The following is a 21,465-nucleotide window of genomic DNA, read 5'->3' on the forward strand; positions in this document are numbered from 1 at the left end:
ATGAGGGAAACTCAAAAACAGCGTTTAATTGACCATTACCGTCAAGTCCTAAAAATAAATCCTAACTCTTATTCTCTTTACGACAAAATTGCCCATTTGTATGATGAAATGGGGGAATTTGAACTCGCTTTACAAGTGTGCAAAATGGCTTTACGACAAAATTTAGAGTGGGAGTTATCTATATTGCAGAGCTTGTTAGAAAAAATGGGACTAATCTATCAAGGATCGCAGATGCTTCAATATACTCTTGGAGTTGAGACAGTAAAAAAAAATTTTGCTTCTGAGTCCGATCAACTAAACTCAATGACTCCGACAAAATACAAGGACACAGAAATATTAGAGCTATTTCGCCAAGGAAAGACTGTAAAAGCAATTCATATTTGTTTCGCTCTGATTGAAAATAATCCTGCTTTAACGTGGCCGCATTCACTGTTAAACTCAAGTCTGAGATTAGATCAAATTGAAATTCCTGATTTAGATAATTTTATTTGTTTCTACGAGCAGATATTGCAGCATCCTTCTGTTTCTCCCGATGCTTATGCAGTAATGGGCAATGTTTTCACCAAACAGGGCAAAATCACTGAAGCGATCGCTGCTTTTAAAACTGGTATGAGTCAGAAGGTTTATTTTAATAAGTACGATCCTCATTATTATCGCGATCGTCCCAAAGTTCCCCGAGTAGATTTTCTCATTATTGGGATAGGAAAAGGGGGGACGAGTGCAGTCTATCGATACTTATCCGAACATCCTAAAATCCTGTGTCCTTTTCAAAAAGAATTACATTTTTTTAATAGCAACTTTGAACTCGGTTTAGAGTGGTATTTAGCACAATTCCCTCCTCTTCCAATTGGTGGTTCTTTCCAAACTGGAGAAGCAACCCCTTGGTATTTAGTGAGTCATGGTGTAGCGGATAAAGTTCATCAAACTTTCCCGAAGATTAAGTTAATTGTCCTACTCCGACATCCCATTGACCGAGCAATTTCTCAGTATTATATGTTGAGTAGAATGGGGCTGGAAAATCGTTCCCTTGAAGTTGCTATTACTTCAGAAATAAATTACCTATCTCAATTAACTGACTCAGATAATCTTTTAACTCAATATTGGCAGACAGAACGAGGATATTTATGGTTTAGCTTATACATTTACTTTATTCAGGAATGGATGGCATTATTTTCATCAGAGCAGTTTTTAATCTTGCGGAGTGAAGATTTGTATCATAATACAGCGCAAACTCTAAGACAAGTTTATGACTTTTTAGAAATTCCCGATTATCCTCTTAATTCTTATCCTAAATATAATGCTAGTTCTTATCCCCAAATTAGCGATGAACTCTATCAAAAACTTGCCGATTTCTTCCGACCGCATAACCGACAATTAGAAGACTACTTAGGCAGAAAATTCTTTTGGGAGTAAGGTTATCAATCGCAGCCCTACTAAAGAATCCCAGCAAAGGGTTGCGAGTTTGTTCAATTCTTGTCTCTGTGTCTTTGTGGTGAAACCCAGCAAATGTGTTATTAACGACGCAATTTGGTAAAATTAGATAGATTGATTAATGATTGCAGGACACCTTAACCATGATTGAAATTGAAACCCTCAAAACTGAAATTCTAAAACTATCTCCAGAATCCCAGCAAAGGGTTGCCGAGTTTGTCCAATTCCTCAAAGCCAAAGCTGAAAAAAATCAAGCCCAACCCGTCCCATTCAACCTAGAAAATCAAAACTTTGTCGGAATGTGGAGTGATCGACCCGAAACTCAAGATAGCGGACAATGGGTGCGAAACCTTCGTCAAAATCAATGGACTCGCTAATATGCAGAAATTACTCATCGATACCGATATTTTAATCGACATTGCCAACAACGACAACACTGCAAAAAAACGCCTTACCCAAGAATCTCAACAATATCAACTCAACATTTCCAGTATTACAGAAATGGAATTAATTGTCGGTTGTCGTAACAAAATAGAATTGCAACACCTCAATCAATTTCTCAGTCAATTGCATCGATTACACCTAAACGAAATAATCTCTAAAACCGCCATCCAACTCATACAAACCTACAATCTTAGCCATAACCTACTCATTCCTGATGCCCTCATTGCTGCAACAGCCATTTCAGAAAATATTGCCCTACTCAGCAAAAACCAGAAAGACTACCGTTTTATTTCTAATCTCAACTTGTTGAATTATCCATAAACTAAATCTCACTACCGAAATTGTTAATTTAACTCAATAAATCAAGGGCATAATACTTTTTAGCAGTTTTTTGCACCTCTACTAACTCCCGCCATTCATTAGACTTTAATTGTGATGTGGCTTTCTTAAATTCTAAACTCGCACGCTCAAATTTTCGAGAGTGAATAAAATACATCACTTTAGCCGCCATAACGTTGGCTTGCATTGACTTTGGTGTAATCTCCAATGAATAATTGAAAGCTGCTTCTACTTCATCTATTGAAAAATCTGCGAGAGACCAATTCGTTGTTAAGAGGCGATCGGGAATTTGTTTGACATAACGAAAACCTCTTGATGAGTACATAAAAGGATGATCGATAGGAACTAAATACTCTCGCAGACGATACATAATTAAATGAATCCAAGAAGTATGAAAATGAGCAAAATCTTGATAGACGACTAGAGAAAGATTGGGGATTAATACTGGAAAGAAATTCTGCTTAATGCTATTAGCTAATTCAAAAGACTTCATGGCATCAATGAATAAAAATTCAATCGGTGCTTGATTCCAACCGAGTTGGGTTAGATCGCCAGGATAAACCTGAATAAGATTTTGCCAAGATGTAATGCGGTTTAAATATTCATCTAAGAAACTATCCCCATCTTTATATTTTTCTTCTAAAGAAGTACCAATTACACTTTGTTCCATATTGGCTAATGAAAACCAAATGAATAGGTCGTAAGCATGAATACGCTGGCTTTTTTGAGTCACTCTAGAATTCGCTTCTAATCCTTGAGCCAAAGAAATACTTGATGAACCCAACCAACACCCCAATTCAACGATTTCTCCTTGACCGGAATAAGTGTTTCGTGCATAATCTTCTAGAAAACACTGTTCTTCCATTGAGGTCATCCCTAATAGCCACTGTCTCGGTTGGCTTTCTTTTTGAGGAGAAACGGATGATAGTTTTATCGGTTGGCTTTCTTTTTGAAGATAAACTGATGATAATTCAAGTTGTCCCAATATTTGTGTCATGTATTTCCGTCTTTTATCTAGTAAGCATTGATTAATATCTTGAAAAAACTTTGGTAGTGGTGTTTCTAATGCCTCTGGATAGGCTGAAATTGCTTGTAATAAGGCTTGTAACAGAGATTTAGAGTCTTTCGGTCTAAACCAATAAATACCTGCGGTTCGTTCAATTAAACTCAAGGTTTCACGAAATCCTCCCGTATCGGAAACCACTAAACTGATTGGCAATTGTCCCATTTCTAAAGCGGTATTGGGAAAGTTTTCTTGATGACTGGTGAGACATATAATAGGATGAGATAAACAACGAATAAAGTTGATAGCTTCTTGACGAAATAAGTCGGTTACAATACTATAGTTATAGTTTTTTTCTAACCTTTTTTTGATATACTGTTTACTGTCTAAATTTTGGAAATCTTGGATTTGAAAAGGGACATTTTTACCTAAAAATATAATATAAATTCGCTCAATAATACTAGAATCAAGACTTTCAATAGCTTCTAAAAATGTTAAGAGTCCTTTTCTTTCTTCTAAGCGTCCAAAAAAGACGAGGGGAATTTTATTATTTTGGATAAGCTCTTGCAAGTCTGTTCTTTCTACTGGGTTCGGCGGTGACGAGTGAAGGACAGAAAAGCAAAGGGGAAGATGTAAAGCATGATCCGTTTTCCAGCCATACTGTTCGACTTTTTCTTTGAGGAAATAGGATAAAAAGAAGGCTAAATCGGCATTTTTAAAACAATATTGTTCATAATGACTGGTGGATAAAAACCAATGGGGGACAGCGGAAACATACTGGCCATGGGCTTCAATCATCCATTCTTGACCACTGTGTAAGGTGACAGCAATGATACAATTTTTGTTTAAAAGTCCAGTTTGTTTTGCTTGCAGGGTACGATAACCTAACCCCAACATTTCAGGAAACTCAATGTACAGATAGGCATTTGGGAAAGTTGCAGCAATGGACTGAATAAAAAATAATGCCCAGTAATTTTGGCGATCAACCCATTGTTCAGGTTTTAACTGGGAGAGGAGTTGCTGTTGCTGAGGGGATAAGTTCAACACCTCTGGACATTCGGTAAGAGAAAAAACTTGGTTGAGTCCAGTTTGACTGGATTTTCCTTGAAATCGCTCTGAGGTCTGGGCTAACAGTAAGATAATATAAAATCCGGCAGCCGTGAACTGTTCACTGAGGGTGCGATAATACGTCCCAATTCCCCCATTGTGGGTAATGCCTTCATACTCTGAGGTGACGAAGACGGCCACTTGCTGGGGGGGGTGGGATAGGTTGGGAGAAAAGGAGGGTTGGAAAGTCATGCGGGTTTGGGATTTATGAGAGAGGATGCTTACTGGGAATGACTGAAACAGGATTAGAGTCTCTCTCTGTCATGCTTACTGCCTAGTTTACGCTTTAACGTTACTCAATCCCCTTCTATACTGACCAATTCAAAATCTATGGCTATGATGCAACGAACGCGCAGATTGCTGCAATAGAGAATATTATTGCCTAATCCATCATATTCCTCTCTTCATGGCAAAACTTCTCTGATGGCACTTTCCCCTCTCTGATTCTATTTTGATATCAAAATGATATCAAAGTAAAACTATTTTTATATTAAAACAGTATGATTTTGGTATTATAGTGATAATACTTTGATACAAAAATAGTATGATTTTAACATTGGGTGGGATCAAAGGAGGGGCTGGCAAAAGTACCCTAGCCACTAATCTCGTAATTATGCGATCGCAAGCGGGCAAAGATGTTTTGTTGGTAGATGCAGATGTTCAAGGGTCTTCTTCAGATTTTTCTCTCCTTCGCAATGAAAACCCAGAGTTAACCAGCTACACTGCCATTAAACTGCATGGAGCATCAGTACGCTCAGAAATCCTCAAACTTCAATCCAAACATGATGATATTTTGATTGATGTAGGTGGCCGGGATACCGCAGGACAACGCGCCGCCCTTTCTATTTCTGATCTAGTCATCATTCCCTTTTTGCCCAGTTCCTTTGATGTCTGGACCTTAGATTCCGTATCAGAACTCCTCGATGAAGCTCGTGCTTTTAATGAAAAACTCCGCGCCATCTGCATTTTGAATCGTGCTGATCCCAAACACACGAGCCGAGACAATACCGAAGCCATTGCCGTCGCCCAAGATTACCCTCAATTAGAGTATATACCTACTGCGATTGTTAATCGCAAAGCCTTTCGTCGAGCTACCGATCAAGGTCTCAGTGTTGTGGAATTAACAGGCCGCGATCGCAATCTCAAAGCCAACCGCGAAATTCAAGCTCTCTATGATATCATATTTAGCTCAAACTAATATTATTTTAATACTATTCTAGTTTCACAATAATATTAAAATGATATCATTCTAATACTAAATTGATTGACTGGTCAGACTACTAAGACAGATGCCTCAAAAACGCCCAAAACAAAAAGACGTTAATGATTTCATTAAGAAAGGGAGTACAGAACCCACAGAAACAGAAAACCGTTCAACTGAAAATTCAACGACCAATGTTTCTCTACGAATCCCGACCGATCTCCTTCAGTCTATTGATGCTCTTGTTGCTGCCCGCCGTCCTTCTCCTAGTCGTCACCAGTGGCTTCTTGAAGCACTCTGGGAAAAAGTCGAACGGGAGAAAGACTCTGAGTAAGGAAATCTATACACTAGCTCAAAGAAACACTATTCCATTTCTTCACCCGGTTGCTCCTTGACCGGGAAGTGAGTTGAAGTGAGTTTCTGGCCATATGCCCTTCACTCAAGCCCGACGATTGGCCATCGTTATCGGCAGTTAAAAAGTGATTCCCTAGGGGACGCTGCGCGATCGCCTCCGACTGTGCTTGCGTGATCGCAATCGCGCTCAATCAAGTTCGTGATACTCGCCGCTACACTCGCCTAGCAGACCGCATCCATTAATATTTCCCTTACGAAAAAATAGAAAAGGACTGGGACGGTGGCAGACCCTCCCTATGAAAAATAGGTCAACAAATCGCTACCTCGTTCGCCCATCGCTTCCACTCGGTCTTGCAAAACTTTTAAAGCTAACCGAGACGGTTTGGCCAGACCGCGCTCCCAACGGCTAACGGTCTGAAAAGAAACGCCTAACTGTTGAGCCAAGCTCTCTTGAGACAACTGTAAGCGTTCCCGTAATTCTTTAATCAAACTGGAATAAGACTGGATTGACTGCATAGGCTACATTTATCTTCACAATACAGGAGAGAATAACAACTATTATCTTCTATTCTCTCCTGTCTGGATAGACTTTAGCACTTACAAATCAAAGCCGAAGGACAGTGCTTCAGGATTAAACCACAGACGATACGCCACTCGCCTCCTCCGAAACCACATCCCATCCGATAAGGAATGAAGGGCTTGAGGTTCAACTGTTTCCCTTGATGTTCGAGTTCCACTAAACCCGTTTGTACAGCATCATAATCGGTATGAGACCCGAAAGCCTGAGTTCGGAATAGACTGTATTTCTCTTGACCCGCTAAATTAGCCACATAAAAGTCTTGATGGATTTTCACCAATTGTACTGTACCCAACGTCATTTTATCCTTGTGATACCAGTCTAGATAGGCTTCATACACTGCGGGATATTTCTCACGAATGCGTTGGCCGAGTTTCGATTGCATCTTTCCTTCACAGTCCACCTGATGAACGATAATTCCCTTTTGCACGGTCAAAATATCTTGCTGAATAAAGTGAGAACATAAATTCAGAAAATCACTACACAAGGGTTTTAAACTTTCAATTCCTTCTTGAACAGCTTGTCGAATCACATCAGCTTGACTAAAAGGGAACTGTCCTTTAAAAATATCTTCAAATTCGTCAAACTGACTCGCATATTCAATCAACTGAGGATGTAACCGCAGATATTTATACCATAAAGCAATATAAAATTGAACGGCTAAATCTTGCACCTCGTAAGTGTCGGGAGGTAAATATAAACCATTCGGTAATTGAAATCCTAATCGCTCAAACCCGGCTTTTTGATAATCTTTGGCTTCTTTCCAACTTTTAGGAATTGGAGCAAATTTAAAACGTTTTGCACATTGATAATGAGTCTCAATGCTTCTCTTAACTCCTGCAAAACTGACTTGACAAAAGAAGGGAGAAAAGCGTAAATCTCCTTTACTATGACATTGTAAAACTTTCATGACTTCTTTTCCAAAACACTATACTCAAATGCGATAGCTCAACTGTTCTCTTGATATAACTATCTCAAACACATCCCACCCAACGAGTGAGTAAAAATCATATCCAATTCTTACTCACTCGTTGGCTAGAGTAAAACAATACAGTGATACAGTTTTTTGCAAAAACTAGGTATCAATCTCACAAATTCGCGCAGTTGGACAATGTTTCAAAATCAAACGGCTTACGGTTTCCCAATCTCCTCCAGCTTCATCACAGCCTAAACGATTGGGTAAATAAATGGGAAGTTGTTGAGATTGAGCAAATTGGTTTAACTTTCTTAATGCGAGTTTTAATGCTCGATACTCTGTACTTTGTTGATTTATTTACAATTTTTTACTGGGAAATGAAGTTCCTCTACCTATTATGAGGTAAAATCTTGTTGCATCATCCAGTGAACACAACGAATTAAAACTTCTCCATGACACGCCTTGGGAGAACACCAACAGGTGAAAATGAGAGATTGACCTTGTGAAAGGCGTTCACAAATATTTAATAATTCTTCGATAACTGGATTTAATTCCCTTGTCTTCTGCCAATGTTGAATATTGTGCCATAACCAAAGTCGATATTTAGCAATAATTTCAGTCCGGTTGCCATCTCTCCCAATAACATAAGGATTGGCTAAAGGACTGGGAGCAAGTTGATATCGACGATTTTCTCGACCAATATAGATTTTATTTTTTCCCACAAATCCGGTAACTTTTCCATTCATTAATTGTAAATTCATTGATGTTGATTCAACTCATTTTTATCTCTCCGCGATAGCGACAGTTTGAAACAAAAAAGCCCTAACTATTGGAAGTTAGGGCAATCAATTTATGCTAAAATTACTCTAGTTTTAGGAACGCGCTCAATATTCACTTTTGTTCCTTTTGAACGACCATCCCAAATCGCTAGAGCATAATCCGCCATCTGACACATTTGTTTATCCCGTTCTTGATAATTACCCAGAATGCCAATGGCCGGATAATCCATCGTATGTCTCGGTTTTCCATGACCTAAGAATAACGCATAATACACAGTGACATTAGGGTATTTATGAAAACTCAAATAGCGTTGAACCAGACAATCAACTCCAGAAGCATCGCCTACAATGACATGAAATTTCTTTTGCATTATTCGATTCATGGCTTGTAGTGCCGGGAGGGGAAGTTTTTGAATCGTTCGACTGCCAGAAATCATAACAACTAAAGTCATAAATTTACAAAAATTAACTTCACCCTCTTGAAACGATAGTGCATAATTGTTCGGTTTTAACGTCCAAATCAAGGGATAAGCTATCGCCTTTAGATTCAGATGTTTTCAAAGTAAGGTTATGTTAACTGAAGCGAACCTCAAACAATTTACTGGAACAACTCAATATTATCGACATTGGTTAAATTTCTGCTATACCGATGGAGTACAATTCTTAGCAAAAGAAGGACAAGCCTACTGGTTACTAGATGCCATTGGGTCATATCAACCTCAACTCCGCAACCTTCCAAAATATCAGGCATTTCAACTGTGGTTTTTGGTGGTCGGACACGAGCATCCGGTCATCCAGCCTCAAGCCAACTATCAAGCGGTTTTAACTTGTTGGGAAGATACTCCCATGGTCGGAGTTGAACCTGCGATTCGTCAGGATATTCACTATACTGACTTCCCCTTAGCTCAAGTCCATCTCTATTGGCAGCAGGGGGTTTTGATGTTGCCAAGCGAATACTAATTGATTTTCCACCCCATAGAAGATAATCCAGCTACCCTCCTCTCTCTTGGTGGGAGGGGAGGTTAAATCGGTTTTCGGGGGGTGGCCTTCTTTTAAGCATTCACCCCAACGTGAATTGCCTGTGCCTATACTTGGGTGATGGCCTCCGTTGGTGCGAAGCAATAGCAGCCCTGTCAAGGTGACAAATTTGGCAACGAGAAACCGTTTTTTAGACACTAATGATAGAAACTTGCTCCCCCTCTCCCACCCTTGGGAAAGGGGGTTGGGGGGGGAAGGGCGACTCCAAACCGATATATCCCGTTACCCACCTTGACAGGGCTGGCGAAGCAATGGCCCCCGGTGGTACTTGTGGGATGGCCCCCGGCGATACGAACTAATGGCCTCCGATGGTGCTTGTGGGATGGCCCCCGGTGGTGCGAAACAATCGCCTTTGGCTAGGTTTGTGTGGCCACCGGAGGCTATGCTTGCGTGATGCCCCTTGGTGGTACTTATGTGATGGCCTCCGACTGTGCGAATCCGGCTGTCTATGAGACGCGCTCTATAAGGGGTTCGTTAACGGGTAGAATTTTTCCCTTACAACCTCCGACAACTATGACTTCTAAGAAATGACAGGGCAAAGAAACCCAGCTAAATTCCCCTCGATGAAAGCTTCATGGTTTGTTGTTGCCCGTTCTTGCATTGGGCGCAATCATCAAAAGATGAAGGTTTGCAAAAAAAACGGGAAATCAAAGGCGTAAGAGACAGATAGACCCGTATAATGGGAGGGACATTCAAACATTCATCCAAAAATGGAGGATTGCCTACTGCCCACAAGATTTTTTCCCTTTAACGGGTTACGTTGTCCTATGACCGTACCCCAAACTCTTTTGGCCGATATAGAGATTAGAAAATTCCTTACTTCCCAAAAGAGGAGAACCTACTAGGAGGCAACCTAGTAGGTTCAGAGTAAAAGAAACAGAACGTCATAGCTTGAAGGCCATGCCGTTCAACAAACAAAATATTCTTTGCTTCCCATGTTACCTAAAAAAATCCAACTTGGCTACAATCTTACGCCAAATTTCAGTCATTCCTTAGTTGAAGAATCATCTCACGGTGAGAAAACCCCGATTGTAATCAAGCCTCACGATTACCGGGAATTCAAGGCCAGTGCCATTTCAGACGACCTCATTGCCTTAAATTTCCGCAGTTTAGAAGGAGAGGCCGTCTACGAAAATCTTTGTTACGCCCTCCCCCACAGCGAACGGACGAATCCCGGCCAATTGCGAACTCGTTGGTTGAAACGGTATGAGAACGCTTCACACGGCGGCTGGTGGTGTAGTGGATACGATCCTTTATCAGACCAAGCCATGGAATGGGGATGCTTCAAGCCCGACCGTCCCATTTTTTCTCAAACTAGCCGCAAACTCATCAAATATGAACATCCTAGTAAAACGCCCACTCGTGCTTTTTTCTTAGGATTTCCTCAACGCTGGCGAGCGTTGGCCGCCCAAACTGAGCCTACCCCCATCATCCTTACAGAAGGGGCAAAAAAGGCCGCGGCTTTAATTTCAGTCGGGTATGATGCGATCGCTCTCCCTGGAATTTACAATGGCTATCGTGCCAAAGACCAACAAGGCAATGAAATCCCCAAAACCCTCATTCCTGAACTGAAAGCCTTTTGTCAACCGGGACGAGAATTTATCCTCGCCTTCGACCAAGACCAAAAACCCAAAACGCGACACAATGTTGAAAAAGCCCTTCTCATCACAGGAAAATTACTCGAACAAGCCCAATGTCGAGTTTCTGTCTTAGCGTGGCCTTATCCCGAAAAAGGCATAGATGATTTACTGGTGAACCGAGGAACAGACACCTTAGAAGACTTGTATCAACAGCGAAGTCCTCTAGCCACTTGGGAACTGGATAAACAAGCGGATTTATCTTCCCTCGTCACTGTTCGCATCACCGAACAATATTTACCCACCACCTTAACCCCTCCCCGTAACGCTCAATTAATTGGGTTAAAATCTTCCAAAGGCACAGGCAAAACCGAATGGTTAGCCCACCAAATTCAACCTCAGACTCGCACCGGAGGCAAAATCCTTCTCGTCACTCACCGGACTCAACTGGGGATTGAACTCTGCGATCGCTTAGGTTTAGATTATGTGGATTTCCTCAAAGATAGCCCCACCCAAGGAATTTTAGGCATTGGCTTATGTATTGACAGTTTTTACGCCCAGTCGAAAAAATCCAGTTTCAATCCTGCTGATTACGAAGGAGCATGGTTAATTCTCGATGAAATCGAACAAGTGCTTTGGCATTTACTCAATTCGGCTACCTGTGCCAAAGCACGAACGCGCATTCTCGAAACCTTACAAGAAACCATCCGCATTATTTTAGCCACCGGCGGCAAACTGTTGGTGTCGGATGCAGATTTATCTCGCTTATCTCTCGATTTTCTGCAACGATTAGCCGGAATTTCCCTCAATCAGTGGATTGTAGAAAATGAATATCGTCCTGGTCTCAACCGAACCGCTTATACCTATTCTGACCCTTTTGAATTAGAAAGTGGCTTATTCAACGCCATCGCCGCAGGAGAACGTTGTTTAGTTCACTGTTCGGGCCAGAAAGCGCAATCCACCCACGGCACTCAAAATCTGGAAAAAGTTATCGCTCAACAGTTCCCAGAAAAAACCATTTTACGTATTGATGCCGAAACCATCTCTGATCCTGACCATCCGGCTTATCGTTGCACGTTCAAAGGACTCAATACTCTAGTCCCTCAATATGATGTCGTGTTATGCTCTCCAACTGTTGAAACGGGCATCTCAATCACCGTTCCTCATTTTCATTCTGTTTGGGTTCTGGCCACCGGGACACAAACGGTTGAAGGTGTTTTACAGGGGATGGAACGATATCGACTTAATGCCCCTCGACATATTTATGTGGCTCAAAAGGCGGGATTTTCTTATCTGGCCGGCGGGGTGACTTCTGTGAAACAACTGTTGAGAACCACCCATCGCACCGCGGCCTTTCATCTGAGACAATTAGCCAACGGACTGAAAAACTGGGACGAACCCGATACAGAAAACCAAGCGGCTTTAATGGCCTATGCTCAATATGCTTGTCGCCATAACCAAGGATTTAAACATTACCGAGACACCATTTATCACCGGTTAAAAGAACAAGGATATACCTTAATCAACCAAGATGGTATTCAAGCCGACCAGAAAAGCCAAGTGGCCTATCATCTCAAGAATAGTAAAATCCGCAGTCAACAAGAACGACACCAGGCGATCGCCCACGCTAATTGTTCTAATATTAACCTAACCGATGAACCGATGGAAATGACTCAAAGCCAACGGTATGCTCACGAAAAAGCCCAACTTATCAATCGTTATGGACTCTCTGAAGACGACATTACCCCAGAATTTGTGGCACTCGATGCCGAGGGAATGTATGCCAAACTACGAAGGGATTATTACCTCCGAATCAACCGCAAAGCTGTCCATCAGCAAGATTTACAGAAAATTCGGGAACTGATGGGAGAAGAATCCCCCAGTAAACTGTTCAAACCCGATATTGTCAAGTCTCTGCAATCGGGGGAAATGACCATCTATGACCTCTTTGAGATTCCTCAACTGATCGAACGGGGACTCAACGGCGCGACCTTTACCAAACTCGATTTTTCTGAGCAATGGGTGGCTTGGGCCAATGCCAATTTGTCGGAAATCAAAGCCGTTTTGGGATTTCTGCCTTATCGAGATGAACCCATCCGCATTTTCAAACAATTCTTACAGACCCTTGGCTTTAGTCTAGAATGCTTAGGCCAAGAAACTCGCAATGGAAAACGAGTGCGGGTGTACCAATTAATCGACACTTTTCATCTAGACCCCCCAGAACAATCTGAAGAGTCTTTCCAAAATTCGGGATTTAACCCATCAGACCCACATTCGGAGACTGGGGAAGGAAACTCGTCACAGACTTCAGAATCGGACTCGTCTTACTCCACTACGAGACACCTGGCGGGTTCGACCAGTCGCGGGTTACGCAGCCAAATTTTCGCGGCGTGGAATCGTCAGCAAACTGGGAATCCAGACCTGCACGCATAAGCCCTATAACTTATATGATTTTTCCTCTGTGCATAGGAAAAGTCTCGTGGGAGAAATCACTGTTCACATCACTCGCATACTAAAAATTCTGTTCTTCGAGACTCTTGGTGAATACACTCTGCACGCATAGTTTTAGTCTGAAAAAAAAAGTTCAGTTCATGGATTGCGGTCTTTTTTCCATTGGTAAGGCAAGGTAAAATTCTCATCAGTCCAGAATCCGGTGGGACGACGGTAGGCTGTCACCCCGGCTTTAAGTAAAGCAGTGTATAAATTCACCTCCCAATCGCTCAACATATACAGTTTTTTGTAAGGTAAAAACGTGGTGGCTAATCCAGCTTTGACCAATTGTACTTGCACCGATGACGAGACACTTAAACAGGGACGAGTGAGCCAATCGGCTAGGATTCTGTCGTAGCGATCGCGCCCTTGTCTAACAATCCACAAGGTTGAGACTTTCCCTTGTACCCACGCTTTGGCTTTTTTTCCCCAACGCCATTGGGCTAAGTCGATAGGATCAGAACTGGATGCCCCTTTTTGAATTTCTGGAGTATCGATCCACCGCGCTCGACAGGTCAAGGTTTCCCCTTGCTCATTGTCACAAAGGAGAGTATCTCCATCATAAATCGTTTTAATGGTCACAGATTCAATAATCATTTCTATTGCTTTTGTTGCTCAAAGGTGAAAAAAATGTATTGCTCATGGGATTGAAATGCCACCAGAAGCCTCACACTGTATGCGTCGCAAGACGCGCTAAGCGCAGGTGACTTCATGCCTTGAGAGACTGCGGTGGTTTAAAACGGTGGAGTGGGGTCCCGATTAATGGGGAGATCAGGAGGAGGTGGATTAGGATTGGGAGTGACTGGCATTGGTGGCAGTTGTTGGGTTTCCCCCCAATCCAATTGAGTTCGCGGTTCTAATTGTTCAAATAACTGGTGTCCTTCCGATTGAGGCAAACTGACGGGAGTAGTCAGATTGGTTAAATCCAGAGCTAATCCCACTTCTTCTGTTCCATTTTTCTTATCTGTAATAAAGCCTAACAGTCTGGGATAAGAGCGTCCGGTATAGTCTAAGAGTTCTCCGGCCAAATCGAGTAATTTTCGCCGCAGACTCAATTCAGATTCTTGAACCACTTGACTGATACTAAAATCTGGCTGTTCGGTTTCATCAGATTTGATGCCAAACACATACAGCCATTCTCCTAACTGAGTTTCTCGATTTTGTCGAATTGCCATAACGATTAAGATAGCGGCCATTAAAATCACGGGAGCAAACGTAATTAAAACATTCCATGCCGTTGTCCCAGTTCCAGTACGACCCAAAATCCGAGGTAATGCCTGTTGGGTTGCCCGAAGAAAATGCGCTCCCAAATAGCGAGCCAGTTCTGCTCCATCACTCTGAAAGAATTTAGCGGCAATGGACGCGGCGCAATGAGACAATCCTTGCAATAAGGTTGCATTCATTCCTCCCGTCCAGACGGTAATAAACCAACTGGCGATTTGAGATAATACCTCGGTGGTGACTTGAATACTAGCCCGGTGGCCTACGGGGACGGGAGCAAAATTCAGTTCTCCTCCACTGGGTAAAGATTGCGTCGGAGACTCCATTTCTTCTAAGGCTTTCCTCGCCCGATAGGTTTTGCCATAGAGTCTGCGTCTTGCTTTTCCGGCTAGGGTTTTCAGTTTTTTCAATTGGCTGCTTAACCAACTGAGGAGTGAACTTTTTTCTTGGTCATAGCGCGATCGCAAACGTTGTAGATAAACTGATGTTGGTTTCCCCCCGTCCATTGGAGGAATTTGTTCGGCTAAAACGGGTAAATTCAAGACTTCGTTATACACATTCAGCGTGCGCCGATAAAATGAAGTTTCTGATTCATTAATCTCGGTGGTCTTGAGTTTCTGGTAAGCGGCATTCTGAAGATTAGAATATTTCTCAGAATTGTAAGCTGAGTTAATACTGTAACAAGATTCGAGAAATAATAAACTACAGGCTTTAATTAAATCTGTGAGTTCATCTTCACCCTTCAGTAAATCCTGAAAAGGGGTTTCCGAAAAGTTTTGTAAATACTGAATTTCCGTTTGCTGAGTGAACCAAACTTGACCACTGCCAAAAGCGGAGGAAAATGTCTCACCAATCGGTAACATTTCTTTACCTAACCATGAGCTATTTTCAATTTTGTTCTGTAAGTCACTATATTGTTTTAACATCCTCTCTTTTCCTTTAACTTGAGTTCGACTTTCACTCCTAAGTCAAAAAGTCTTTTCTTATCCTAAACCAAAAGGTAATAAGCTATTTTTAGTAAGTTTACAAATTTTTACAACTGTTGAAAAGATGCGATTGTCCTTTGTATTCCCGGTGCGATTTTCCTTTAGAGATGCTGCAAGATAGCCTTCGGCTGCACAAAGTAATCACATTTAACGGTACAAAGTAATCGCGAAACTGAGAGAGAGAAGGGCTATCGCCCAAAGAGTATGGTGTTTTTTGGAGTTCAATCCATGCAATTAATTGAACAAAAGTTTCAACAGTTTCAACGGGAATTAATGCTCAATGATTTAGAGTTAGTACGGTATTCTCTAGAGCGTATTGAAAAATGGTCAGAAAAGATTCAAGATGATGAAGATTTAGCAGCAATTATGGGTGCTGTTATGACCCTCGAAGAAGTGTTGGACAAGTATCAAGGTCAGTCGTAGTCAGTCGAGGAAACCAAAATTTATTAAAGTCTCTTTTACGGAAAGTAAAGGAGACTTTTTTAGCTATCGCTTCAAGATTTTGATGTTTTTGGAGTTCAAAAATTCATGAGTAACTTAACTTTTGCAGGTTTATCGGGAGAGATTATTCAAACTTCTCCGAATGGCAGTTTTACCGTTGTTCGATTGAGCGATCGCGTTTATATTTGCGGTAGTGCTAACAACAAGTATAAGTGGGAAGAAAACCCTGATGAAGATTCCGGGTTTCAGGCTTTTATTACCTATGTTGGCATTCAAAATGAATCTGAATTGAACCAGTTTAAAGAGTTAGCATATCGCCAAGATGCGACTTCGGTGACTTGTCGAAGTGGTAAGCGGACGGGTTGGTCACAGGAACTACGAATTGATGGTTTACCCGCCGAAGCTGTAGCCCATTTCATCGACTAATTAGCGTGATTTTTGTCCCGACTCCAATTGAGTTGGGACTTTTTTTTATGCGTGTGGGGATGGCACGGCTATCGCCGAAAGAGAATGATGTAAGTAGGTATCCGCCATGATTGAATTAGAAGCCTTTGATCTCAAGAAATATACCTTAGAAAAGTGTTGCTTTAACATGACTGAAACCGTCTTTCATGTGGGTCATGAATATGGCGCAGATGAAGATGTGATGGGAAAAAGTTACTTATGGCTTCGTCGTAATGAATCTTTACAAGAAATGCGTCGTGATTTGTGGACAGACATTCAGCGATTTCTTCCATTCATCCAATCACAGCAGACGTTCTATGTGTATGAGTCTGACGAGAAACGAGAAGTTATGAAGAAGGATAAGAAGTTAGCCCGATCCTATGACCGATTACGGTATAAAAGCGTTCGCTTGACGCATTTGCTAATTCTCTTACTCCATTTGCGTCGGCATGGAAAAGTGAAATTGTTGTATAGCGATCGCGCCCATGCTGAGATGCTCAAGCGGTGTCTGGAATGGTTGAATCAGCAATTGGCTGACGTAACACTTTGTTAAGTTGAAGTTAAGCACATTTCCTACGGGAAGTGTGCTTTTTTTTATCCCTACAATCCATACTGACAGGCAGATGAAAGGCTGTAAGTCAGTATAAATTGTGTCACTTTCCATCAAGGTTTTCGCCCGTCGAATAGACCGAAACTGGGCTGTTGTTGGACTGTTCCCGCAGAGACAAGAGCGAGAACGTTATCTGTGAGAAGTTGAACTGAGGAAAGGCTATCGCCAAAAGAGAGTGATGTTTTTTGGAGAAATCCAACCATGATTAATATTCCCAGTAAATCTGATAAAGAACGTTCTGTTATTCTCGATGCTTTCCGAATCTTAGCTTGGCAACAGTATAAGCAGGATACTGGAGTTTCAGGATTAGAAGGCTATGAAACCTTTTCTCAAGAATGGAATGCTCATGAAGTTCATGATAAAACTTTTACTGAATTGAAAGATATGGCTTCTGAATTGGGGTATTCTTTGGCAGATTTGAAGAAGATTCGGACTGATTATTACCAAAGTAAAAATAATGGTATTTCCGATGACTCTGACTCGACTAACAGTATCTCTAATGGTGCATCTCAAAGTTATACTGAGAACGAAAATCTTGATGATATTCCCTTTTAGTTGACTGACGAATAACCCAGAAATCTCTAGTCTCTAGACTAGGGATTTTTTTTATACGATAATTCGACAACTGAAATTTTGCCTAATGACTAAAGCTCCATACTGCATCAGGGTATAGTTGTGATTTCTCCAACTTAGTAAAGGCTATCGCCAAAAGAAAATGATGTTTTTTTGGAGAAATCCAATTATGATTACAATTCCTAGCAAATCTGATAAAGAACGCTCTGTTATTCTGGATGCGTTTCGGATTCTCGCTTGGCAACAATATAAGCAAGAAAATGAGGTGTCAGGATTAGAAGGTTATGAACTGTTTGAAAGTGAATGGAAACAACATGAAGTTCACGGCTCAGATTTGACTCAGTTAACCCAGTTAGCAACTCAGTTAGGATATTCCTTACAAAACTTAAAGCAAATTCGTCAAGATTATTACGCTAAAAATCGTTAATTCCAAAATCTCTAGTGTCTTGAGCTTCATCGGCTTGAGACGCTAGGGATTTTTTTTATAGCCGACTGTTCCCGTTTTCGCCCATTGGGAACTCTTTTCACTGGTCTTGTTTTCAATTTCAGGGTTTTCTGGCTATCGCCAATCGAGAATAGGAGCAAAAAAAGACCTAGTTAAAAACTAGGTACTTTAGAACTTAGTGTGATGTTTTTTGGAGCAATAGCATGAAATTAACTGAAACTTTAGTCGCAGCAGTTATAGTTACTATTTTAGCATCTTTTGGCTATAATAGCCTAATTCGATTTGTGAATAAAACTCAATTAAAAGGGAGTTTAGTCACCATTAGTCAAACGGCTCGAATGAGTCGTTATAATGCCGTAGAAACTACCCCTAAAACTTTATGTTTTCGTCAAAGACAACAGGTTGAATTTACAACAATTTCGGGGAATGATTGTGAAACCGCAATAGGATGGCGATCGCTCGCTGAAGATATCAAAATTGATACAGAACATACTACCTTACGCACTGTTCGGGGAGTTGCAGGGTATGGAGGTAGTGACATTTATCGAATGAGTTGGGCGAAGACGAAGGCTGGTTTGGGTGCAAGTTGGGGCCAATTGGGAAAGATTGTCTTGCGGTCTGGACAACAACGAGGCTGTTTTGTTCTCAGTTCAATTCAAGGTGATACTGACATTCGCTTTGGAAAACAATGTCATCGGTCTTAATTTTATATGAGAGTTCACAAACGGCAATTTTATTCCCTAAAACACCACAATCTCAAAGGACAGTTGAAGGAAATTTTCAAACTGAAAAGGTAAGTCAACTTGGGGGCTATCGCCCAAAGATTGTGGTGTTTTTTGGAAAATTGACTATGACGTATGTCAAGCAATGGGTTGAAGTGGGGGGAGTCCCTTATCCCGAATACGGATGTCTTGAAGTTCACCTTCCTGAAGATGAAACCCCAGATGAACCGAATGATTTACTCGATAAATCTTTTGATGAATTAACGCCAGAAGAGTTACAAACTTTACGGAATAGTTACTTGAATCAAGATGATGAATTTTAATCAATGACTTCTATTCCTCCAATAATAGGAAGTTGACCCAAAGAAAGACCTCCTCATGGGGGTCTTTTTTTTGAGGTCGTTATGGATTCCAAAGTTTCGACAGGCTCAAAATGGCAAGCTAAAACGAATTTTCCCACCGCCGATTTTTGGTTAACCAATAAAGGCAGTTTAGACACGCTGGGAACTCCTTTGAAAACGTTTGAACCTTATTATATTGGCATTTTGTGTCCCCAATTCATTGTTCCAGACTATGGATTTTATCTTTTTGTCTATTTGCGATCGCAAGGTATTTGGAAACAATTAGCTGTAGGGACAACCGCTTACAAATCTTTACGAATTCGGGAGGTTCGTCGAGTGTTAGCGGATTTGTCTTTGTGGGTTGAACTGTCGGTGTGGTTCAAAACAGAAGGTCAACAAGACAAGGATGAAACTGGGCTATCGCCTCAAGAGTATAGATGATTTTGAGGATTTGAATATGCCCACTGAACAATTAGAACAATTGCTCCAATCTCTGAGTTCTGTGTATTGGAATATGGACTACTATGAATTTCTTCAACGAACGGGATTTCGGGATGATCCTTATGCGTTAGAAAAGTTTAAAACCTTTCAACAAATGTATCAGTTGATGACCCAATTTGATTCCGAAACGTTGCAGAAATTGTTATCTGCTTAATTTCTGAAGGGAGGTTAATCCTCCCTTTTTTGTGAATAGATTGTTTTGGAGAGAGAAATGGAATATTTACAACAACTAATTCAACTGCGTCAACAAATTCGCCAACTGGAAGACAAAATGAAAGCTGTTCAAGAGTTAGCGGTTATGGAAGCCTTAGATTTGTTACAACAACAGCAGACTTCAACACAGGGGAAACCCAATAAAATGGCTTTGGATAATTCCGAAGCACGGGTAATTGTGGCGTTTAAAACTCGGTTTGTTCCTGACCGAGACGATACCCAGTTATCTCGGTTAGCCGATGATTTGAACTTGAAGCGATCGCAATTAATGGAGAAAAAGCGATCGCAATTACAATCCATTACCCTAGAAGAACAGAAACTCCAAGAACAACTCAATCAACTTAACGCCAAGCGCGATAAATTACTCAATCCGAAGTCTCTTAAATTGCTCAAAATTCGTTATGAACAACGTCGTCAAGAACTCAGTTATCAAGAACCTCAATTACGCATTCAGTTGAAAGAATAATCATGAGCTATCGCTGATTGAGTGTAATGGCTTATCTTCATTTCACCCTAAGTCCCCTGACCATTCAGGGGACTTTTTTTTAGGGCTATCGCCAACTGAGTCCAGTTGTTTTAAGAAAGCTAGTCCAATGGAACAAAGAAGATATCGGTTTAATCGCAAATTCGGAAAAGTGTATTTAGAAACTCCATCGGGATTACAAGACCTTGGCAGTGAATTTTCCATGATTATTTTAGCGGCCACTGACCCGAAACCAGCCAAACTATTTGAACATTTAGCGTATCAAGAGTGGGTGCAATTATGCTTTCTGGATTCCCAAGGAAATTGGGGATATGCACTTTTAGGAAGTGGCCTCACCAATGCGTTATTCTCTTGGTTACAATATCGCCGTTTTCTAGAACAGCAACAGATTGAATTATCCAGTGTGATTACCACTCTCAGCTTCGTTCAAATTGGAGGACTTCATCAGTGGTATGATTTTGAGTTTACGGCACAACAAGGGAAACCTGGATTAGCTAAACGAATGACAAGATTAATTAATAATCCTCCTTTTCCCTTTACTGATCCTACTTTGAGTTTATAATTTTTTCAACTCCAAATAATTAAAGATTCAATCGTGAGATTGGGTCTTTTTTTATTGGCTATCGCCTCTAAGATTTTGCTGATTTTAAAGAATACTATGAATAAAGTGGAGAAAAAAATTAATCGAATTATACAGCAACAAAATAAAACTTTGGTTCAAATTTTAAACTTTCAGGAAACTGACCGGGGTGATGAATATGAAATTGTTTATCTTGATGGCGATAAGACGACTAAAGTGGGAATATTAATTCAACATTTTGGAGGCAGAACCGGAGTGAATTGGATATGGGAAGAAGATTTTGAAGAATTTTTGCAAGAATGTCAAGAGATCAGACTCACCATTCAAAAATTTAAAGAGCAATTGCAGCGTTTAAAAGACCCATCTATTGCTGTTGACGACAAAGAATTGTCTGCAATTCTTGCGTCTATGTGTATTTATCATTCCGAAAAACTGGTGATTAAGATATTAAAACATGAATTTATGCCTTAATAAAATTGGCATTGTGCAGATTTTGTCATCCCGCAGAAAATTATTTTTTTGCGGGATATTTTTAAAAACTTATTAAAATTTTAGAGTAATATAATTTTAATAAATTAAACAAATTTTGTATAATAGTTTAGAATTTTTTGATATTAAACTCAAAATTTAAAGATAAAAAGAGGGGCT

The 21,465-nt window shown here is 40.8% G+C and carries 27 protein-coding genes; 19 read left to right on the plus strand and 8 right to left on the minus strand.

The features are described from left to right. The 3 genes from PN462_RS20985 to PN462_RS20995 all read left to right on the plus strand — a co-directional run bounded on the left by PN462_RS20985 (position 1) and on the right by PN462_RS20995 (position 2,196). The gene (locus PN462_RS20985) at positions 1-1,413 is read left to right on the plus strand and encodes a tetratricopeptide repeat-containing sulfotransferase family protein (protein WP_272130795.1); all 1,413 of its coding nucleotides are present in this window, start codon (positions 1-3) and stop codon (positions 1,411-1,413) included. Between the two features lie 161 nt (positions 1,414-1,574). After that, positions 1,575-1,808 (plus strand): hypothetical protein, encoded by a 234-nt coding sequence (locus tag PN462_RS20990; RefSeq protein ID WP_272130796.1) that lies wholly within the window; start codon positions 1,575-1,577, stop codon positions 1,806-1,808. A gap of 1 nt (position 1,809) precedes the next feature. Beyond that, entirely contained in the window at positions 1,810-2,196 is a 387-nt protein-coding gene (locus tag PN462_RS20995; RefSeq protein ID WP_272130797.1) for a type II toxin-antitoxin system VapC family toxin, read from the plus strand. A 28-nt stretch (positions 2,197-2,224) separates the two neighbouring features. Here the strand turns inward: PN462_RS20995 and PN462_RS21000 are convergent, their stop codons facing one another. Continuing rightward, the gene (locus tag PN462_RS21000; protein WP_272130798.1) at positions 2,225-4,516 is read right to left on the minus strand and encodes a glycosyltransferase family 4 protein; all 2,292 of its coding nucleotides are present in this window, start codon (positions 4,514-4,516) and stop codon (positions 2,225-2,227) included. Positions 4,517-4,868: 352 nt separating this feature from the next. On the opposite strand from PN462_RS21000, the gene PN462_RS21005 reads away from it, so the two are divergent. Both PN462_RS21005 and PN462_RS21010 read left to right on the plus strand, forming a co-directional pair. After that, positions 4,869-5,522: a nucleotide-binding protein gene (locus PN462_RS21005; protein ID WP_272130799.1), complete on the plus strand. Its 654-nt coding sequence runs from the start codon at positions 4,869-4,871 to the stop codon at positions 5,520-5,522. A 91-nt stretch (positions 5,523-5,613) separates the two neighbouring features. Beyond that, entirely contained in the window at positions 5,614-5,859 is a 246-nt protein-coding gene (locus PN462_RS21010; protein WP_272130800.1) for a hypothetical protein, read from the plus strand. A gap of 13 nt (positions 5,860-5,872) precedes the next feature. Here PN462_RS21010 and PN462_RS21015 read toward each other — a convergent pair whose 3' ends face one another. The 5 genes from PN462_RS21015 to PN462_RS21035 all read right to left on the minus strand — a co-directional run bounded on the left by PN462_RS21015 (position 5,873) and on the right by PN462_RS21035 (position 8,588). Next, a complete protein-coding gene (locus PN462_RS21015) occupies positions 5,873-6,070 on the minus strand; it encodes a hypothetical protein (protein WP_272130801.1) in 198 nt (65 codons plus the stop codon). A gap of 103 nt (positions 6,071-6,173) precedes the next feature. Then, positions 6,174-6,395, minus strand: coding sequence for a helix-turn-helix domain-containing protein (locus tag PN462_RS21020; protein ID WP_272130802.1), 222 nt, complete (start codon positions 6,393-6,395; stop codon positions 6,174-6,176). A 74-nt stretch (positions 6,396-6,469) separates the two neighbouring features. Further along, positions 6,470-7,366, minus strand: coding sequence for a hypothetical protein (locus tag PN462_RS21025; protein ID WP_272130803.1), 897 nt, complete (start codon positions 7,364-7,366; stop codon positions 6,470-6,472). Between the two features lie 401 nt (positions 7,367-7,767). Beyond that, complete coding sequence (locus PN462_RS21030) at positions 7,768-8,133, minus strand: DUF4326 domain-containing protein (RefSeq protein WP_272130804.1); 366 nt, start codon at positions 8,131-8,133, stop codon at positions 7,768-7,770. 89 nt (positions 8,134-8,222) lie between these two features. Next, complete coding sequence (locus PN462_RS21035; RefSeq protein ID WP_272130805.1) at positions 8,223-8,588, minus strand: hypothetical protein; 366 nt, start codon at positions 8,586-8,588, stop codon at positions 8,223-8,225. Between the two features lie 133 nt (positions 8,589-8,721). On the opposite strand from PN462_RS21035, the gene PN462_RS21040 reads away from it, so the two are divergent. Further along, entirely contained in the window at positions 8,722-9,111 is a 390-nt protein-coding gene (locus tag PN462_RS21040) for a DUF6876 family protein (protein ID WP_272130806.1), read from the plus strand. Between the two features lie 1,013 nt (positions 9,112-10,124). Beyond that, positions 10,125-13,199, plus strand: coding sequence for a plasmid replication protein, CyRepA1 family (locus tag PN462_RS21045; protein WP_272130807.1), 3,075 nt, complete (start codon positions 10,125-10,127; stop codon positions 13,197-13,199). Positions 13,200-13,355: 156 nt separating this feature from the next. Here PN462_RS21045 and PN462_RS21050 read toward each other — a convergent pair whose 3' ends face one another. Both PN462_RS21050 and PN462_RS21055 read right to left on the minus strand, forming a co-directional pair. Continuing rightward, positions 13,356-13,853 carry a thermonuclease family protein gene (locus tag PN462_RS21050; RefSeq protein ID WP_272130808.1) on the minus strand — a complete coding sequence of 166 codons (498 nt, stop codon included), beginning with the start codon at positions 13,851-13,853 and terminating at the stop codon, positions 13,356-13,358. A gap of 137 nt (positions 13,854-13,990) precedes the next feature. Next, on the minus strand, positions 13,991-15,403 hold the full coding sequence (locus PN462_RS21055; protein ID WP_272130809.1) for a hypothetical protein: 1,413 nt from the start codon (positions 15,401-15,403) through the stop codon (positions 13,991-13,993). Positions 15,404-15,667: 264 nt separating this feature from the next. On the opposite strand from PN462_RS21055, the gene PN462_RS21060 reads away from it, so the two are divergent. The 12 genes from PN462_RS21060 to PN462_RS21115 all read left to right on the plus strand — a co-directional run bounded on the left by PN462_RS21060 (position 15,668) and on the right by PN462_RS21115 (position 21,288). Further along, on the plus strand, positions 15,668-15,886 hold the full coding sequence (locus PN462_RS21060; protein WP_272130810.1) for a hypothetical protein: 219 nt from the start codon (positions 15,668-15,670) through the stop codon (positions 15,884-15,886). Positions 15,887-15,991: 105 nt separating this feature from the next. Beyond that, a complete protein-coding gene (locus PN462_RS21065; protein ID WP_272130811.1) occupies positions 15,992-16,330 on the plus strand; it encodes a hypothetical protein in 339 nt (112 codons plus the stop codon). A 106-nt stretch (positions 16,331-16,436) separates the two neighbouring features. Then, complete coding sequence (locus PN462_RS21070; RefSeq protein ID WP_272130812.1) at positions 16,437-16,901, plus strand: hypothetical protein; 465 nt, start codon at positions 16,437-16,439, stop codon at positions 16,899-16,901. A gap of 258 nt (positions 16,902-17,159) precedes the next feature. Then, on the plus strand, positions 17,160-17,513 hold the full coding sequence (locus tag PN462_RS21075) for a hypothetical protein (protein ID WP_272130813.1): 354 nt from the start codon (positions 17,160-17,162) through the stop codon (positions 17,511-17,513). Positions 17,514-17,700: 187 nt separating this feature from the next. Further along, the gene (locus PN462_RS21080) at positions 17,701-17,958 is read left to right on the plus strand and encodes a hypothetical protein (RefSeq protein ID WP_272130814.1); all 258 of its coding nucleotides are present in this window, start codon (positions 17,701-17,703) and stop codon (positions 17,956-17,958) included. Between the two features lie 221 nt (positions 17,959-18,179). Beyond that, a complete protein-coding gene (locus PN462_RS21085) occupies positions 18,180-18,680 on the plus strand; it encodes a hypothetical protein (RefSeq protein WP_272130815.1) in 501 nt (166 codons plus the stop codon). Further along, complete coding sequence (locus PN462_RS21090; protein ID WP_272130816.1) at positions 18,665-19,021, plus strand: hypothetical protein; 357 nt, start codon at positions 18,665-18,667, stop codon at positions 19,019-19,021. Before PN462_RS21085 ends, PN462_RS21090 begins: the two co-directional genes overlap by 16 nt. Positions 19,022-19,102: 81 nt before the next feature. Beyond that, positions 19,103-19,480 (plus strand): hypothetical protein, encoded by a 378-nt coding sequence (locus tag PN462_RS21095; RefSeq protein WP_272130817.1) that lies wholly within the window; start codon positions 19,103-19,105, stop codon positions 19,478-19,480. 16 nt (positions 19,481-19,496) lie between these two features. After that, a complete protein-coding gene (locus tag PN462_RS21100) occupies positions 19,497-19,694 on the plus strand; it encodes a hypothetical protein (protein ID WP_272130818.1) in 198 nt (65 codons plus the stop codon). 57 nt (positions 19,695-19,751) lie between these two features. Next, entirely contained in the window at positions 19,752-20,219 is a 468-nt protein-coding gene (locus PN462_RS21105; RefSeq protein WP_272130819.1) for a hypothetical protein, read from the plus strand. A gap of 127 nt (positions 20,220-20,346) precedes the next feature. After that, positions 20,347-20,799 (plus strand): hypothetical protein, encoded by a 453-nt coding sequence (locus tag PN462_RS21110; protein WP_272130820.1) that lies wholly within the window; start codon positions 20,347-20,349, stop codon positions 20,797-20,799. Positions 20,800-20,895: 96 nt separating this feature from the next. Further along, positions 20,896-21,288, plus strand: coding sequence for a hypothetical protein (locus PN462_RS21115; protein ID WP_272130821.1), 393 nt, complete (start codon positions 20,896-20,898; stop codon positions 21,286-21,288). Positions 21,289-21,465 lie beyond the last annotated feature (177 nt).

Origin of the sequence: Spirulina sp. CS-785/01 (assembly GCF_028330525.1) — a bacterium.
Lineage (GTDB): Bacteria > Cyanobacteriota > Cyanobacteriia > Cyanobacteriales > Spirulinaceae > JAQMSD01.